The sequence below is a fragment of the Trinickia camelliae genome, from assembly GCF_053525655.1.
This window is the reverse complement of the sequence record NZ_JBCHAA010000005.1, coordinates 152,000-168,584: the sequence shown is the minus strand read 5'-3', so window position 1 is coordinate 168,584 and position 16,585 is coordinate 152,000. Positions and strand designations below refer to the sequence as shown.

Sequence of the window (16,585 nt, the reverse complement as noted above, 5' to 3'; positions counted from 1 at the left end):
ACAACTCCAGTTTATTAGATGGCGATGGGTGTGCGGTTGGCTGAAAGCCCCTGACCCGCCCTTCGAAACCCAGTCCACTTGTGTGCAGCAAGCCGATCGTGCCGGCCGCCGCCTTTTCAGGAAAAGAGCCCGATATTCGGGCTCTTCACCGAAACCTGCCAGTTACTACTCGATTCCGTACAACCGATGGCGCGCACCATACGGCGCGCTGCCCAATCACTTCTTCTTCTTCGGAGCCAGCACCATGATCATCTGGCGTCCTTCCATCTTCGGCATCTGCTCGACCTGACCGACTTCATCGAGGTCGGTTCGCAGGCGCTCGAGCATGCGCATGCCGATTTCCTGGTGAGCCATTTCACGGCCACGGAAACGCAACGTGATTTTCGTCTTGTCGCCGTCTTCGAGGAAGCGAACGAGGTTGCGCAGCTTGACGTTGTAGTCGCCGTCATCCGTGCCAGGGCGGAACTTCACTTCCTTGACCTGGATGACCTTCTGCTTGAGCTTTGCCTCGTGTTGCTTTTTCGCTTCCTGGTATTTGAACTTGCCGTAATCCATCAAGCGGCAAACGGGCGGCACCGCCTGCGGGGCGATTTCAACCAGATCCACGTCCTGCTGTTCCGACAAACGGAAAGCATCGGCCAATTTCACGATGCCGAGCGGTTCGTTCTCGACTCCGACCAGACGCACCTCAGGTGCAGTGATTTCACCGTTGATGCGATGCGACGACTTATCAGTAGCGATGTTACGTTTCCTCTAAAAATTAAAAAAACGAGCCGCGCTGCCAGATGGCTTACTTGAACGCCTCTACGTCTTCACGCAGGCGTTCAACGAAGGTGCTGATCGGCATGACGCCCAGATCCACACCGCCACGGGCACGCACGGCTACCGTTTGTGCATCACGCTCTTTGTCGCCGACCACAAGCAGATACGGCACTTTTTCCAGCGTGTGCTCGCGTATTTTATAGCTAATTTTCTCGTTGCGCAAATCGACCTCAACTCTAACCCCTTGTTTTTGCAACGATTGGGTCAGATTTTGCGCATATTCGGCCTGACTTTCCGCAATATTCATCACGACGACCTGCACCGGCGCGAGCCATGCTGGCATTGCCCCGGCGTGGTGCTCGATCAGAATTCCGAGGAAACGCTCCATTGATCCGACGATTGCCCGGTGCAGCATCACCGGCCGGCGACGGCTGTTGTCCTCCGCCACGTACTCGGCGCCGAGACGCTCCGGCAGCACCATGTCGAGCTGGAGCGTGCCGCACTGCCACGAACGACCGAGTGCATCCTTGATGTGGTACTCGATTTTCGGGCCGTAGAACGCGCCCTCGCCCTCGAGTTCTTCCCACTGCAGGCCGCAGGCGGTCAGCGCGTCGCGCAGACCCTGCTCGGCACGATCCCAGATCTCATCGGTACCCGCGCGCTGCTCGGGACGCAGCGACAGCTTGATGTCGATCTTGTCGAAGCCGAAGTCCTTGTAGACGCTCATCGCGAGCGTATTGAACTGGATCGATTCGGCGATGAACTGTTCTTCAGTGCAGAAGATGTGAGCATCGTCCTGCACGAACCCGCGCACTCGCATCAAACCGTGCAACGCGCCCGACGCTTCGTTCCGATGGCATGAGCCGAACTCGGCGTAGCGCAGCGGCAGATCGCGATACGAACGCAGGCCATGCTTGAAGACTTGCACGTGTCCCGGGCAGTTCATCGGCTTGATCGCGTAGTCGCGCTTTTCCGATTCCGTCGTGAACATGTTTTCACGATAGTTCTGCCAGTGACCGGACGCTTCCCACAGCGAACGGTCCATGATCATCGGCGTCTTGATCTCGAGGTAGCCGTCGTTGTTCACGCGTCGCCGCATGTACTGTTCGACCTGCTGCCACAGCGACCAGCCCTTCGGATGCCAGAACACCATGCCCGGCGATTCGTCCTGCATATGGAAGAGATCGAGTTGCTTGCCGAGCTTGCGGTGGTCGCGCTTTTCCGCCTCTTCGAGCATGTGCAGGTACGCGTCCTGATCTTCTTTCTTCGTCCAGGCCGTGCCATAGATGCGCTGCAACTGCTCGTTCTTCGAGTCGCCGCGCCAGTACGCGCCCGCAACCTTCATCAGCTTGAAGACCTTCAGCTTGCCAGTGGACGGCACGTGCGGGCCACGGCACAAATCGGTGAAGCCGCCATGGGCGTAAAGCTTGATATCGTCGCTAGCAGGAATCGATTCGATGATCTCGGCCTTGTACTTCTCGCCGATGCTCTTGAAATAGTCGACGGCTTCATCGCGCGACACGACGCGGCGCGACACCGGCTCGTCTTTCTTCGCGAGTTCCTGCATGCGCTTTTCGATCTTCTCGAGATCTTCCGGCGTGAAGGGACGCTGATAAGAGAAGTCGTAGTAGAAGCCATTGTCGATCACCGGACCGATCGTCACTTGCGCTTCCGGATAGAGAGACTTCACCGCGTACGCGAGCAAGTGCGCCGTGGAATGGCGAATGATGTCGAGACCGTCCGCATCTTTTTCGGTGACGATCGCAAGCGCTGCATCGCGATCGATCAGCGTCGACGTATCGACCAGCTCGCCGTCGAGCTTGCCGCCGAGCGCGGCCTTCGCGAGACCGGGGCCGATCGAGGCCGCGACTTCGGCAACCGTCACCGGATGATCGTACTGTCGAACCGAACCGTCAGGCAGACGTATCGAAACCATTGTGTTCTCCGAAATGCCCGCACAAGGCGGTGCATGAAACAACGTGTTGGCAACAAAACATCGCTATCAGTCAGCAACCGGCGGACTCACAGCGAATAGACGACCAATAAGGGCGACCAAAAAGCGGCGAAAAAAAATGCGGCCCCGCTTTCGAGGGGCCGCATTCACTTTTCAGCAAGCTACAGGGCGAAAGAGGTCCTCGACTAGCGTCGCTCCGAAGTGACTTCGGTAAACGTTCGCGGTGTCATAACCGTATTCGCCTTTTGCGCCGAGGCGCTTTCTGCGTTTCTTTGAAACCCTGGTGAACCAGAGTTTCGATTTCGTTGGTAGGCTCGATTGGACTCGAACCAACGACCCCCACCATGTCAAGGTGGTGCTCTAACCAGCTGAGCTACGAGCCTGAAGAAGCTGAAATTATATGGAGCCTATCGATACTTGGCAAGCACTTTTATGCATCGACATTAAAAAAAGATAGCGCGTGCAGTTCGATGCTTGAGTCGATGATCGTTTCTGCGACGTCGCGCCAATCGCGATCACGCTCACTCACGACTTGCGCGACGCACGCATCACGCCGCTCACCTCGCCAAGCAGTGTGCACGCACGCTGCACTTGCGCCGCATTCGACACTTCGACAGTGAACTGCATGAACGCCGCGTTGCGACGGCTCATCGTCTTCACGCCGATCACATTCATCTTCTCGCGAGCGAAGACTTCGGAGATATCACGCAAGAGTCCTTGGCGATCCACCGCTTCGATCGAGAGATCGATCGGGTAGACGGACGAGCCGCGCCCGCCAAGCACATCGGCGGACCACGCCGTCTCCAATACGCGCTCGGGCGCGCGTGCGGCCATCCGCTGAAACGTCGCGCAATCACTGCGATGTATCGACATGCCTTTGCCGCGCGTGACGAAACCGCTGATCGCATCGGGCGGTGCGGGCCGGCAGCAGCGCGCGAGCTGAGTCAAGAGCGCATCGACGCCGACGACGAGCACGCCCGCCGACGCACCGTGCGCAACGCTCGCCCCGCTGCTGCGCTTCTCGAACTGTTCGGGTGCCTCGACCTCGGGCTCGGGCGGCGGAGCGTCTGAGAGCGCCTGCTCGACGTTGCGCAGACTGAACTCTTCCTTGCCGACGACGTTGAACAGATCGTCGGGCGCCTTGAAGCCGAGCTTCGCGGCAAGCTGATCGAGATTGACCGACGTCCGGCCTTCGCGCTGCAGCGTCTTTTCGACCAACGCGCGTCCGGCAGCGATGTTCTCTTGCAACTCAATCGCGTTGAACCACGCTCGCACCTTCTGTCGCGCGCGGTGGCTTTGCAGGTATCCGAGCTGCGGATTGAGCCAGTCGCGCGAAGGCCCGCCCTCTTTCACGGCGACGATCTCGACCGTCTGACCGTTTTGCAGCGGCGTGTTGAGCGGCACCATCGCGCCCTCGACGCGCGCACCGCGGCAACGGTGACCTAGCTCGCTATGCAGGTGATACGCGAAATCGACCGGCGTCGCGCCTTGCGGCAACGCGATCACGCGCGCCTGCGGCGTGAGCACGTAGATATGATCGTCATCGAGCGTTGCCTGACGCAACTGCTCCCATGGTTTGCTTGCACCCTGCTCGCCCTCGGCGACGTCATCTTTCCACGCAAGCAACTGACGCAGCCACGCGATCTTCTCGTCATATTTTTCGCTCGCGGTGACCTGGCCGCCATAACCACGCGCTCCTGCTTCCTTGTAGCGCCAGTGCGCGGCAACGCCATATTCCGCGAACTGATGCATCTCCTGCGTGCGAATCTGCACTTCGAACGCACGTCCATCATCGCCGATCACCACGGTATGCAGCGACTTATAGCCGTTCGGCTTGGGACGCGAAATGTAATCGTCGAATTCCTTCGGGATCGGCTGCCACAAGTTGTGGACAATGCCGAGCACGGTGTAGCAATCCTTGATGTCCGGCACGATCACGCGAAATGCGCGCACGTCGTAGAGCTCGGCGAAATCGAGCTCCTTGCCGCGCATCTTGCGCCAGATGCTGTAGATATGCTTCGGCCGCCCGCTGACGTCGGCGCGAATGTTCGCGGCAGCCAGTTCTTGCTGCAGGCGCTCGATCGCGCTATCGACATAGGTCTCGCGCTCCACGCGCTTTTCATCGAGCAGCTTCGCGATGCGCTTGTACGTATCGGGATCTTCGAAGCGAAACGCGAGATCCTCGAGTTCCCACTTCAACTGCCAAATGCCGAGCCGGTTCGCGAGCGGCGCGTAGATCTCGAGCGTTTCGCGCGCGACGTCAGGCCCCGGCGACCGCTTCGCCGCCGCGTAGTAGCGCAGTGTCTGCAAGCGCGACGCGAGGCGGATCAGCACGACCCGGATGTCCTGCGCGAACGCGAGCAGCATCTTGCGCAGCGCCTCGATCTGCGCACGGCGCGCGGCCTGTGCATCGCGCCCGGCATCCGGCGCCGCGCTTTGCGCCGCGCGCAGGCTGACGGTGCCGAGGCGCAGCAGCTTCCTCACATCGCCGACGAGCTGCGCCACCTCCTCGCCGAAGCGCTCGGCGATCACGTGCTCGGGATCGTCGAGATGCGGCGTCAGCACGAACAGCGCGGCCGCGAGCACGGCAGGCGGATCGACGTTCAGCGTGCGCATGATCGCCGCCGTACCCGCGGCATGATCCGCAAGCAACTCCCCGGTCGAAAGCCGCACGTCGCCGGCGTGCTCGCGCACGAACGTCAACGCGTCGTCGAATGACGGCGTCGGATTCGTTTCGGTCGTGACAGTGTCGGCATTCATCGTGGAGGACTACGCAAGCAAAAACTTGAACTCAATGGATATCAATCCCGCTGCGCGGCCACGATCACGATTTCAACGAGGCACTTCGGATTCGCGAGCTTCGACTCGACGGTCGCGCGCGGCGGCGTCGCGCCAGCCGCAACCCAGGTGTCCCACACGGCGTTCATGCCGCCGAAGTCCGCCATGTCCGAAATATAGATCTGCACCGATAGCAGAAGCGACTTGTCGCTATTCGCTTCGGCAAGCAAGCGGTCGATATGGCCGAGCACTTCGCGCGTCTGGCCGCTGATGTCCTGCTCCGTGTCGTCCGCGATCTGGCCGGCGAGATAAACCGTGCCGTTGTGAATCGCGATTTCAGAAAGACGCGCACCGACGTGATGACGAATGACTGCCATGGAGTGTCCTGAATGAATGAGTATGCGTTTATCGAAAGTGACCGCGGGGACAGGGTCGTGTCGTCCCGCACAACCTCATATTATGACGCGTCGCCGACGAAGAAGCGGCGCGCAATGTCGATCTGCGCCGCGTCGAGGAACGCCGGCGCGTGACCGACGCCCGCGACTTCGACGCTCGATACCGCCTGCCCGCGCTCGACCATTTGCGCGACCGTCTCGCGCGACAGCAAGTCCGACTCCGCGCCGCGCACGACGAGCACCGGTCCAGGCGTCACCGCGAGCGAGCCCCAAAGGGCCGCCTCGCCGGCGGCGCTCATCTCGGGCGTCGTCGCGGCGAACGGCACCGCGACGCGAGGATCGTAACGAAACTCCCAAGCGCCGTCCTCGCGCTCGCGCAAGAGCGGCGTGTTGATCTCGCTCCATTCCTGCGGTGTCAACGCCCCGAACGACTCGGCAAGCGCAGCCGCATGGTCGATGCCCTCCTGCTTGGTAGCGAAGCGCGCGGGTTTGCCGAGATATTCCCCGATGCGCTCGAGCGACGCCGGCTCGATATGCGGACCAATGTCGTTGAGCAGCAGCTTTCTGATCGGAGAATTGGGCAAGCCGGCAAGACCGAGCCCGATCAATCCGCCCATCGACGTGCCGAACCAGTCGACCGACTCCACGTCGAGCCGCGCGATGAGCGTGACCATATCGGCGACGTACTGAGGCACCACGTATTGATTCGGGTTGCCGAGCCAATCGGACAAGCCGCGTCCCGCCACGTCGGGACACACCACCCGGTAGACATCGGAAAGCGCCGCGGCCACCCGGTCGAAGTCGCGGCCCGAACGCGTGAGCCCATGCACGCACACGAGCACGCGCGGATTCGCCGGATCGCCCCACTCGGTATAGGCAACACGATGCAGACCGCTCGCGCTCGCGCATTGCACGTAACGTTGGCGCGGCACGGACGAAAGCGTAGCGGCGGAAGATGCAGCGGGTGTAGTGGTCATCTGAGCTTTCCTTGGGCTTGGGAGCGGACGAACGACGCGATACGCGGCATCGTCGCGAAAGGCTTGGGCCAGCACGTTGAACATGCCGTCGATTGTAAACGCTTTGAGATATCGGAACGCCTGGCCAAACGGCCAACGCGCTTCGCCGGCACCACGAGATCGATGCACTCACTGTGGGCTTGGAGTAAGCGCTAAAGCGCCAACTCCAGGCAACCACAGCATGGGACCCAAGTAAGCGCTAAAGCACAAACTTGGGTCGACAAGAAAAAACGGGCGGGGCTTTCGCCCCACCCGTTCTCCCGGATCGCTTCTCCGCCGGCAAAGCCGGCTGGAGAGACGTCAGTGCACCGCGCTCACATCGAGCGGCGCACCCGTTTTCGCCTTGATTTCGTCGACCGTCACGCCATTGGCCAACTCGACGAGCTTCAGCCCGTCTTCGGTCACGTCGATCACGCCGAGATCGGTGATGATCCGATCGACGACGCCCACGCCCGTCAACGGCAGCGTGCATTCTTCGAGGATCTTGTGCTGATCGCCCTTCGCGACATGCTCCATCAGCACGACCACGCGCTTCACACCCGCGACCAAGTCCATCGCGCCGCCCATCCCCTTGATCATCTTGCCGGGGATCATCCAGTTCGCGAGGTCGCCCTTCTTGCTGATCTGCATGGCGCCGAGGATCGCGAGATTGATGTGGCCGCCGCGAATCATCGCAAACGAATCGGCCGACGAGAAGATCGACGAACCCGGCAGCGTCGTCACCGTCTGCTTGCCGGCGTTGATGAGATCGGCGTCGACTTCCTCTTCGTACGGCGACGGGCCGATGCCGAGCAGACCGTTCTCCGATTGCAGCCACACTTCGACACCCGGCGGCACGTGGTTGGCAACCAGCGTCGGCAGGCCGATGCCGAGGTTCACATAGAAGCCGTCCTGCAATTCTTTCGCCGCGCGCGCGGCCATTTCGTCACGAGTCCATGCCATGATCACTCTCCTTTCGCGCGGACGATGCGTTGTTCGATGCGTTTTTCCGGATGCGCATTGAGCACGATGCGCTGCACGAAGATGCCGGGGGTATGGATCGCGTCCGGATCGAGCTCGCCGACTTCGACGATCTCCTCGACCTCGGCGACCGTGATCTTGCCGGCCATCGCGCACATCGGGTTGAAGTTGCGCGCGGTGCGGCGGTAGATCAGATTGCCGGATTTGTCCGCCTTCCAGGCTTTGACCAGCGCGACGTCGGCCGTGAGCGACGGTTCGAGCACGTACTGACGGTCGCCGAACTGGCGCGTCTCCTTACCTTCCGCGATGATCGTGCCGTAGCCGGTGTTCGTGAAGAATGCGGGGATGCCCGCGCCGCCCGCGCGCAGCTTTTCAGCGAGCGTGCCTTGGGGCGTGAATTCGAGTTCGAGTTCGCCGGCCAGATATTGACGCTCGAACTCCTTGTTCTCGCCGACATACGACGAGATCATCTTCTTGATCTGCCGCGTCGTGAGCAGAAGGCCGAGGCCGAAACCGTCGACGCCCGCGTTATTGCTGATGCAGGTGATGCCCTTGACGCCCGAATCGCGCAACGCCGCGATCAGCGCCTCGGGAATGCCGCACAAACCGAAGCCGCCGACGGCGAAGGTCTGCCCGTCCTCGACGATGCCTTCGAGCGCGGCGGACGCGCTTGGATAGACTTTGTTCATCTGTGTGTCCCTTCCTTTCCTCGACTTGGAAACCGAATAAACCGGATCGGCGCGGTCAGCATCGAACGGTTCCGATGCCTCATCATTCTAGTCATCTACGGAAAATGCCGGCGTGAACCCGGACAAACCGTGGCGCGCGTACCGTCGTGATGTGATTTGAGAAAGGGTACGATGCGCGGGCCTTACGGCACAATACGCAAAAATACATAAGCAATCGCCCGGCGGGTTTGTCCCCGCACCGCTTCAACCATGCCCCAGATCGATTATCAGACCGCCTTCCAACTCGCGCCGATCGGCCTCGTGCTGTCGCGTGACCGCATTATCGAGGACTGCAACGACGCGGTGGCCGCAATCTTTGGTTGCGCACGCGAGGCGCTGATCGGGCAGTCGTTTCAAGTGCTCTACCCGTCGCCCGCGGAGTTCGAGCGGATCGGCGAGCGCATTAGTCCGATCATGACGGCGCAGGGCAGCTATGCGGACGACCGCATCATGAAGCGTGCGACGGGCGAACTGTTCTGGTGTCATGTGACGGGACGCGCGCTCGACCGGCGCGCGCCGCTCGCGGCGGGCGTCTGGACTTTCGAGGACTTGAGCGCGACGCGCCGCGTCGCTGTCGAACTGACGCCGCGCGAGCGCGAGATCGCCGCGCTGCTCGCGACAGGCAAGACGAGCAAGCAGATCGGACGCGCGCTCGACATCAGCTCGCGCACGGTCGATGTCTACCGTGCGAGACTGATGCGCAAGTACGGGACGGGCAACGCGACTGAACTGCTGCAGAGGCTGCTGGGGAATTAGCCGGGCGGCGGCGAGCCCGGCGAAGGCGCGCGAATCGGACGGCCGCGCTCAAGACGCCTTGATCAGCACGGCGTTTTCGAGGGTATCGCGCAGCAAGTCCGGAATCGGCACCGACTTGCCCGCCGCGTAATCGATCCACACACAGCGCGCATTGCCGCGCGCGTAGAGCTGGCCGGGGTCATCGGCGCGCATCAGCTCGAACCCGGTATCGAAGCTGCTGCGGCCCGGCTTGCCGATCGTCATCCGGCCGATCACGTCGCCCGGATAGTGCAATTGCTTCAAGAACTCCATCGACGCGTTCACGATCACCGGCCCCTGCCCGTCCTCGTGATTGCCGATAAGACCGAGATGCTCGAACCACGAAATCCGCACCTGCTCCATGTAGCGGAAATAAACCGTGTTGTTCACGTGGCCGAAGGCGTCCATGTCGCCCCAGCGGATCGGCATCGACATCTCAAAAACAGGGTGGTAATCGCTCATCGAACTTCTTCTGCTCTTCTACAAAGGAAAATCGGGGTAGTGCCCGGCGCAGGCGTCTATCGATGCCGTGCGCCGGCGCCGCCGGGCGCAACGACCCGAACGGCGGAAAGCCTCAGGACTAGGCGAGACCGAACCCGTCGTCGGCGGAAATCACCGCGCCGTTGACGAATTGCGATTCATCGGCGGCGAGCAGCAAGAGCAGGCCATCGAGATCCTCCGGCTGGCCGACGCGGCGGCGCGGCAGCATCGACATCAGCTTTTGCCCCTGTTCGGTCGACCAATGATGGTGGTTGATCTCCGTGTCGATATAGCCGGGGCAAATCGCGTTCACGTTGATGCCGTGGCGACCCCATTCGAGCGCCATCGCCTTCGTCATGTGCACGACGGCCGCCTTGCTCATCGAATAGAGGCCGATTTGCGGCAGCACCCTCAAGCCCGCGACCGACGCGATATTGATGATCCGGTAAGCCGGCTTCTGCGCGCCGCCCGCGCGCATCATCATTCGCTTCGCCACTTCCTGCGCGACGAAGAAGGCGCCGCGCGTGTTGGTGTCGAACACGTACTCGAAATCGGCAGGCGTGACATCGGTGAGTTTCTGCGTCGTCGACACGCCAGAGTTGTTGACGAGGATATCGATCGTGCCCGCTTCGGTTTCCGCGTGCGCAACCGCCGACTTGATGCTCTGGTAGTCGGTCACGTCGAGTGAAACGACGTGCGCCGCGCCGCCGGATGCCTCGATCTCGGCGCGCAGCTCTTTCAGCCGCTCGACGCGGCGGCTGGCCAGCACCACCTTCGCGCCCGCTTGCGACAGCACTTGCGCGAAGCGCTTGCCAAGCCCGCTCGACGCGCCAGTGATCAGGGCGACTTTGCCTTCTAGATTGATCGAACGGCCCATTGTCATTCCTTGTTTGGTGAAGGTTTGCGGATCGCAGGCTCGCCACACTTGCGCGGCGACACCCTATCACAAAATAGAACGATCGTGCTAATCTGCACAGATGCGGTTGCGGCAGTCCGACCGTTCCCTGACAATACGAACCCGAAAAAAGCATTCTAACGGTAGAGGAGCCCCAATGACCCCCGAAAGTCTCATCGAGCAATACGGCCCGCGCGAGTCGATGGAGTACGACGTCGTGATCGTCGGCGGCGGCCCCGCTGGGCTTTCTGCGGCGATCCGGCTAAAGCAATTGGCGGCGGAAAAAGGCGCCGAAATCGGCGTCTGCGTGCTCGAGAAGGGGTCGGAGATCGGCGCGCACATTCTGTCGGGTGCGGTCATGGACCCTCGCGCGATCAACGAGCTGATTCCCGACTGGAAGGAAAAAGGCGCTCCGCTCAATGTCGAGGTGACCGAAGACCGGTTCCTGTTCCTCTCGGAGAAAGGCGCCGTCAAGACGCCCAATTGGGCGCTGCCGGACAACTTCAAGAATCACGGCAACTACGTGATCAGCCTCGCCAACGTCACACGCTGGCTCGGCCAGCAGGCCGAAGCGCTGGGCGTCGAAATCTTCCCGGGCTTTCCGGCCGCTGAGGTCTTGTACAACGACGACGGCTCGGTGAAGGGCGTCGTCACTGGCAACATGGGCGTCGGCAAGGATGGCGAGCCCACCGAGAACTTCCAGCTCGGCATGGAGTTGCACGCGAAATACACGCTCTTCTGCGAAGGCTGCCGCGGGCATCTGGGTCGCCAGCTGAACGAGAAGTTCAAGCTCAACAAGGACTCCGATCCGCAGGTCTATGGCATCGGCATCAAAGAGCTGTGGGAAATCGATCCGGCCAAGCACCAGCCGGGTCTGGTGATCCACACGGCCGGCTGGCCGCTCGATACCGACACCTACGGCGGCTCGTTCCTCTATCACATCGACAACAACCAGGTGATGGTGGGTTTCGTGGTCGGTCTGGCCTACACGAACCCGTATCTTTCGCCGTTCGAAGAATTCCAGCGTTACAAGACGCATCCGACGATCCGCGCCTACCTCGACGGCGGCAAGCGCGTCTCGTACGGCGCGCGGGCGATCACGGCGGGCGGCTTGATGTCGCTGCCGAAGCTGGTGTTTCCGGGCGGCGCGCTGGTCGGTGACGATGCGGGCTTCCTGAATGTGTCGCGCATCAAGGGTTCGCACGCGGCGATCAAGACCGGCATGCTCGCGGCCGAAGCGGCGTTCGATGCCGTGCAGGCAGGCCGTCAAAGCGACGAGCTCACCGCGTATCCCGAGTCGTTCAAGACCTCGTGGCTGCACAGCGAACTCCATCGCTCGCGCAACTTCAAGCAGTGGATGAGCAAGGGCCTGTATCTCGGCACGCTGATGGTCGGGCTCGAGCAGAAGCTGCTCGGCGGCAACGTGCCGTGGACGCTACACCACAAGCACGCGGACCACGAGACGCTCAAGCCCGCCTCGCAGTGCAAGCCGATCGACTATCCGAAGCCGGACGGCAAGCTGACGTTCGACCGTTTGTCCTCTGTATTCATCTCCAACACGAATCACGAGGAAAACCAGCCGGCGCATTTGACGCTCAAGGATGCTTCGGTGCCGGTGAACGTGAACCTGCGCACGTATGCCGGTCCCGAGGGGCGCTTCTGCCCGGCGGCGGTCTATGAGTTCGTGAAGAACGACGACGGCAGCGATCGTCTGCAAATCAACGCGCAGAACTGCGTGCACTGCAAGACCTGCGACATCAAAGATCCGACGCAGAACATCGTGTGGGTCACGCCGGAAGGCGGCGGCGGACCGAACTACCCGAATATGTGACGCCGTTGATCATCAACTGAAAAAGGGCGCCTCAGCGCCCTTTTTCTTGCGATACCGCCTATTGCTGCTAGGCGGCTTATGCCCCGCTCTGTCGCTTAAGGCGCGCTCGCCGCGATCTTCGGCGTCGTCACGACAACATCGCCGCATTGCGCGCGATGACGCAACGCGTGATCGATCAGCACGAGCGCGAGCATCGACTCGGCGATCGGCGTCGCGCGAATGCCGACGCACGGATCATGCCGCCCGAAGGTCTCGACGACAGCCGGTTCGCCCGCTTTGTCGATCGAGCGGCGCGGCGTGCGAATGCTCGACGTCGGCTTGATGGCGATCGAGACCGTGATGTCCTGTCCCGTCGAGATGCCGCCGAGCACGCCGCCCGCGTTGTTGCCGACGAAGCCCTCGGGTGTCAGCTCGTCGCCGTGGACCGAGCCGCGTTGCCGCACGCTTTCGAAGCCCGCGCCGATCTCGACGCCCTTCACCGCGTTGATGCCCATCATCGCGTGCGCGATATCGGCATCCAGCCGATCGAACAAAGGCTCGCCCAAGCCGACCGGCACGCCCGACGCCACCACATTGATACGCGCGCCGATCGAGTCGCCATCTTTGCGCAACGCATCCATATAGGCTTCCAGTTGCGGCACGATCTCGGCGTTCGGCACGAAGAACGGATTCTCGCGCACGTGCGACCAGTCGATGAACGGCACGTCGATCTCGCCGAGCGCGCTCATGTAGCCGCGCACCTCGACATTCAAATGCTCGCGCAGCCACTTCTTCGCGACCGCCCCTGCCGCCACCGTCGGCGCCGTCAAGCGCGCCGACGAACGGCCGCCGCCGCGATAATCGCGGATGCCGTATTTCTGCCAGTAGGTGTAGTCGGCGTGGCCGGGACGAAACGTGTCGACGATGTTGCCGTAGTCCTTGCTGCGCTGATCGGTATTGCGGATCAGGAGCGCGATTGGCGCGCCGGTCGTCACGTTCTCGAACACGCCCGACAGGATCTCGACCTTGTCCTCTTCCTGGCGCTGCGTCACGTGGCGCGACGTGCCGGGCTTGCGGCGATCGAGTTCGATCTGGATGTCTTCAGCAGTCAAGGCCATGCCGGGAGGGCAGCCGTCGATCACGCAGCCGATAGCGGGACCATGCGATTCACCGAACGTCGTGACGGTGAAAAGCGTACCGAGAGTATTGCCGGACATGAGCGTCGTCCAAAAGAAAATCGGGGAGACCGCTACTATACCAGCCGGTTAATCGCGACGCCCCCCGCCCCGCGCGGCTGCCGGCGCTATTTGCGCGCGCCGCGCAGCTCGGCGACGATCTGCTGCAATGCCTCCGGCGTCGCTGCGTGCGGGTCGAGCGGTTCCGCCACCGCAAGCGTCAAGCGGCTCATGACGCCTTTTTTGACCGGCCGCGGCCAACGCGCGTCATTCGCGCGAGAAAACACGCTTCCCCAGAGTCCCCGCAGCGCCATCGGCACCACGGGCACCGGCGTGCGCGCGATGATCTCGCTTACGCCGTGCTTGAACGGATTGATGTCGCCGGTTTTCGTCAGCTTGCCTTCCGGAAAGATGCAAACGAGATCGCCCTCGGCAAGCGCCGCAGCGCACTGATCGTAGGCACGCTTGAGCATCGCGGCATCCTCGTGCGCCGGCGCGATCGGAATCGCCTTCGCATGGCGGAACAGCCAGCCGACGATCGGCGTCCGGAAAATGTGATGGTCCATCACGAAACGGATCGGGCGCGGGCTTTCGGCCATGATGACGACCGCGTCGACGAAGCTCACGTGATTGCAAACGAGCACGGCCGCGCCAGTCTCCGGAATGCGCTCCGGATGCACAAGACGAATGCGATAGAACGTGTGCACGAGCACCCACGCCATGAATCGCAACAGGAATTCCGGCACGAGCGAATAGATGTAGCTCGCGACCACGACATTGAGCAGCGCCGTGGTCAGAAAGATGCCGGGAATGCTTACACCAAAAGACGTCAGTGCGATCGCCATCAGCGCCGACACGATCATGAAGAACGAATTCAGAATGTTGTTCGCGGCGATGATGCGCGCGCGGTGCGTCGGCTGGCTGCGGCTTTGGATCAGCGCGTAGAGCGGCACGCTGTAGAAGCCGCCGAACATCGCGAGCAGGAACAGGTCCGCGAGGATGCGCCAGTGTCCGAGCTGCGCGAGAAATTCGCCGACGGATAGCAGATGCCCCGCCGGCGGCAACGCATGGCTCGCGAAGTAAAGATCGATCGCGAACACGCTCATGCCGATCGACCCAAGCGGCACGAGCCCGATTTCGACGCGCCGCTTCGACAGCCGCTCGCACAGCAGCGACCCGATGCCGATACCGAGCGAGAACGTGGCGAGCAGCACCGTGACGACGTCCGGATTAGCCGAGAGCACGTCTTTCGCGAAATTGAAGAACGAAGTGAGAAACGTCGCACCGACGAACCACAGCCACGAGATGCCGAGCAGGCTCAGGAACACCGTGCGGTTCTCGCGGGCGAGCGCGAGGTTGCGCCACGTCTCCGTCACCGGATTCCAGTTGATCCGCAAATCCGGCTGCGGCGCGGCCGACACCGGCACAAACGTCGACACCGTGCGCCCGACCAGCGCGATCGCAACGCAGCCGAATGCGAGAATCGCCGCGCCGTGCTCGACGAATCCTGCCGCCGCACCGCCGATGATCGTGCCGATCAGGATCGCGACGAAGGTCCCCATTTCGACGAGGCCGTTGCCGCCGACTAATTCGCGATCGTTCAGATGCTGCGGCAGATAGGCGTACTTGACCGGACCAAACAGCGTCGAATGGACGCCCATCAGGAACGTGCACGCGTAGAGCAACGGCGCGCTATGCATCCAGAAGCCCGCGCCGCCCACCAGCATCACCGCGATTTCGAACGTCTTCACGAAGCGCGTGAGCGTGGCTTTGTCGTATTTGTCCGCGATTTGTCCCGACGTCGCCGAAAACAGCACGAAAGGGACGATGAAAATCGCGGAGATCAGGAAGGCGGCCGTTTTCGCGTCGACGCCGGAAAAGCGCGCGGTTTGATAGGTGACGAGCGACGTGAAGCCGACTTTGAATACGTTGTCGTTGAGCGCGCCGAGGAATTGCGTCCAGAAGAACGGCGCGAACCGGCGCTCGCGCAGCAGGCCGAACTGGGAGTGATGCTCGCGCTCGGCATGACGTTCGCGTTGCGCGGTCGAGATGGGGTGATCGCTCATGCGGTCGGGGAAGTGTCGAGAGGGTCGATCGGCGGCCGCCAAGTTGGGCCGTGTTCGCTACCGGTGTGCCGTGCAATGGTATGGCGGCGATATGAAACGAGCCTTACTCTGGTCGACACAAGAAAAAGCGCGCATTGAGCGCGCGCTTTTTTCCGGATCGATTGAACTGGGCGCCGCGTTATTCCGCATTGCAACAAAACACCGTGGCGGACACGCTTGCGCCCGCCGCTCACGGCGCCGGGCCAACGGGCTAACGCGTTTCGCGCTGCTCCGGCTCTTCTTCCGGCCAATCCCGGATATACGCCTTCAGCATCCGATTTTCGAAGCCCTGCTCTTCGACCACCGCCTTCGCCACGTCGTAGAACGAGATCACGCCCATCAGCGTGCGGCTCTCGAGCACCGGCAGATAGCGGACGTGATGTTCGAGCATCATTCGCCGCACTTCGTTGACGTCGGTTTCCGGCGTGCAGGTGAGCGGATGATCGTCCATGACCTTGCGGATCGACGACGTGCCGACGCTGCCCGCGTTCTTGTGCAGCGTCATGATGATTTCACGGAACGTGAGCATGCCGACCAACTCGCCATACTCCATCACGACGAGCGAACCGATATCGTGTTCGGCCATCGTATCCACTGCCTCATGCAGCGACGCATCGGGCGTAACCGTGAACAAGGTGTTGCCCTTCACTTTTAGAATGTCGCTGACCTTCATATTTGTCTCCCGATAAAGCACAACTGACGTTTGATCGTAGCGGAAAGCCCCTCAAAAGGAAAGCCAGCGCGCCTGCCGAC

Annotated in this window: 14 protein-coding genes and 1 tRNA gene; 2 read left to right on the top strand and 13 right to left on the bottom strand. The window is 61.8% G+C overall.

Annotated elements, in window-relative coordinates:
* Positions 1 to 216 precede the first annotated feature (216 nt).
* From infC to AAHK20_RS10965, 8 genes are all read right to left on the bottom strand, one after another.
* On the bottom strand, positions 217 to 741 hold the full coding sequence (gene infC / locus AAHK20_RS11000) for a translation initiation factor IF-3 (RefSeq protein ID WP_449181647.1): 525 nt from the start codon (positions 739 to 741) through the stop codon (positions 217 to 219).
* A 49-nt stretch (positions 742 to 790) separates the two neighbouring features.
* Positions 791 to 2,698 carry a threonine--tRNA ligase gene (gene thrS / locus AAHK20_RS10995; protein WP_449181479.1) on the bottom strand — a complete coding sequence of 636 codons (1,908 nt, stop codon included), beginning with the start codon at positions 2,696 to 2,698 and terminating at the stop codon, positions 791 to 793.
* A 324-nt stretch (positions 2,699 to 3,022) separates the two neighbouring features.
* A tRNA-Val gene (locus AAHK20_RS10990) sits at positions 3,023 to 3,099 on the bottom strand.
* A gap of 142 nt (positions 3,100 to 3,241) precedes the next feature.
* Positions 3,242 to 5,476, bottom strand: coding sequence for a RelA/SpoT family protein (locus AAHK20_RS10985; RefSeq protein ID WP_449181478.1), 2,235 nt, complete (start codon positions 5,474 to 5,476; stop codon positions 3,242 to 3,244).
* A 41-nt stretch (positions 5,477 to 5,517) separates the two neighbouring features.
* Complete coding sequence (locus tag AAHK20_RS10980; RefSeq protein WP_449181477.1) at positions 5,518 to 5,871, bottom strand: RidA family protein; 354 nt, start codon at positions 5,869 to 5,871, stop codon at positions 5,518 to 5,520.
* A gap of 80 nt (positions 5,872 to 5,951) precedes the next feature.
* Entirely contained in the window at positions 5,952 to 6,866 is a 915-nt protein-coding gene (locus AAHK20_RS10975) for an alpha/beta fold hydrolase (protein ID WP_449181476.1), read from the bottom strand.
* A 339-nt stretch (positions 6,867 to 7,205) separates the two neighbouring features.
* Positions 7,206 to 7,847 (bottom strand): CoA transferase subunit B, encoded by a 642-nt coding sequence (locus tag AAHK20_RS10970; protein WP_449181475.1) that lies wholly within the window; start codon positions 7,845 to 7,847, stop codon positions 7,206 to 7,208.
* Positions 7,848 to 7,849: 2 nt separating this feature from the next.
* On the bottom strand, positions 7,850 to 8,554 hold the full coding sequence (locus AAHK20_RS10965; RefSeq protein ID WP_449181474.1) for a CoA transferase subunit A: 705 nt from the start codon (positions 8,552 to 8,554) through the stop codon (positions 7,850 to 7,852).
* 249 nt (positions 8,555 to 8,803) lie between these two features.
* Here AAHK20_RS10965 and AAHK20_RS10960 point away from each other — a divergent pair, with 249 nt between their 5' ends.
* Positions 8,804 to 9,349 carry a helix-turn-helix transcriptional regulator gene (locus tag AAHK20_RS10960; RefSeq protein WP_449181473.1) on the top strand — a complete coding sequence of 182 codons (546 nt, stop codon included), beginning with the start codon at positions 8,804 to 8,806 and terminating at the stop codon, positions 9,347 to 9,349.
* Positions 9,350 to 9,397: 48 nt separating this feature from the next.
* Here the strand turns inward: AAHK20_RS10960 and AAHK20_RS10955 are convergent, their stop codons facing one another.
* Both AAHK20_RS10955 and AAHK20_RS10950 read right to left on the bottom strand, forming a co-directional pair.
* Entirely contained in the window at positions 9,398 to 9,829 is a 432-nt protein-coding gene (locus AAHK20_RS10955) for an acyl-CoA thioesterase (protein ID WP_449181472.1), read from the bottom strand.
* Between the two features lie 118 nt (positions 9,830 to 9,947).
* Complete coding sequence (locus tag AAHK20_RS10950; protein WP_449181471.1) at positions 9,948 to 10,724, bottom strand: SDR family oxidoreductase; 777 nt, start codon at positions 10,722 to 10,724, stop codon at positions 9,948 to 9,950.
* A gap of 175 nt (positions 10,725 to 10,899) precedes the next feature.
* Between AAHK20_RS10950 and AAHK20_RS10945 the strand changes: the two genes are divergently transcribed.
* The gene (locus tag AAHK20_RS10945; protein WP_449181470.1) at positions 10,900 to 12,573 is read left to right on the top strand and encodes an electron transfer flavoprotein-ubiquinone oxidoreductase; all 1,674 of its coding nucleotides are present in this window, start codon (positions 10,900 to 10,902) and stop codon (positions 12,571 to 12,573) included.
* A gap of 95 nt (positions 12,574 to 12,668) precedes the next feature.
* Here the strand turns inward: AAHK20_RS10945 and aroC are convergent, their stop codons facing one another.
* From aroC to AAHK20_RS10930, 3 genes are all read right to left on the bottom strand, one after another.
* Entirely contained in the window at positions 12,669 to 13,769 is a 1,101-nt protein-coding gene (gene aroC / locus AAHK20_RS10940) for a chorismate synthase (RefSeq protein WP_449181469.1), read from the bottom strand.
* 86 nt (positions 13,770 to 13,855) lie between these two features.
* Positions 13,856 to 15,793, bottom strand: coding sequence for an MFS transporter (locus tag AAHK20_RS10935; protein ID WP_449181468.1), 1,938 nt, complete (start codon positions 15,791 to 15,793; stop codon positions 13,856 to 13,858).
* A 250-nt stretch (positions 15,794 to 16,043) separates the two neighbouring features.
* Positions 16,044 to 16,505 (bottom strand): CBS domain-containing protein, encoded by a 462-nt coding sequence (locus AAHK20_RS10930; protein ID WP_449181467.1) that lies wholly within the window; start codon positions 16,503 to 16,505, stop codon positions 16,044 to 16,046.
* Positions 16,506 to 16,585: the final 80 nt, after the last annotated feature.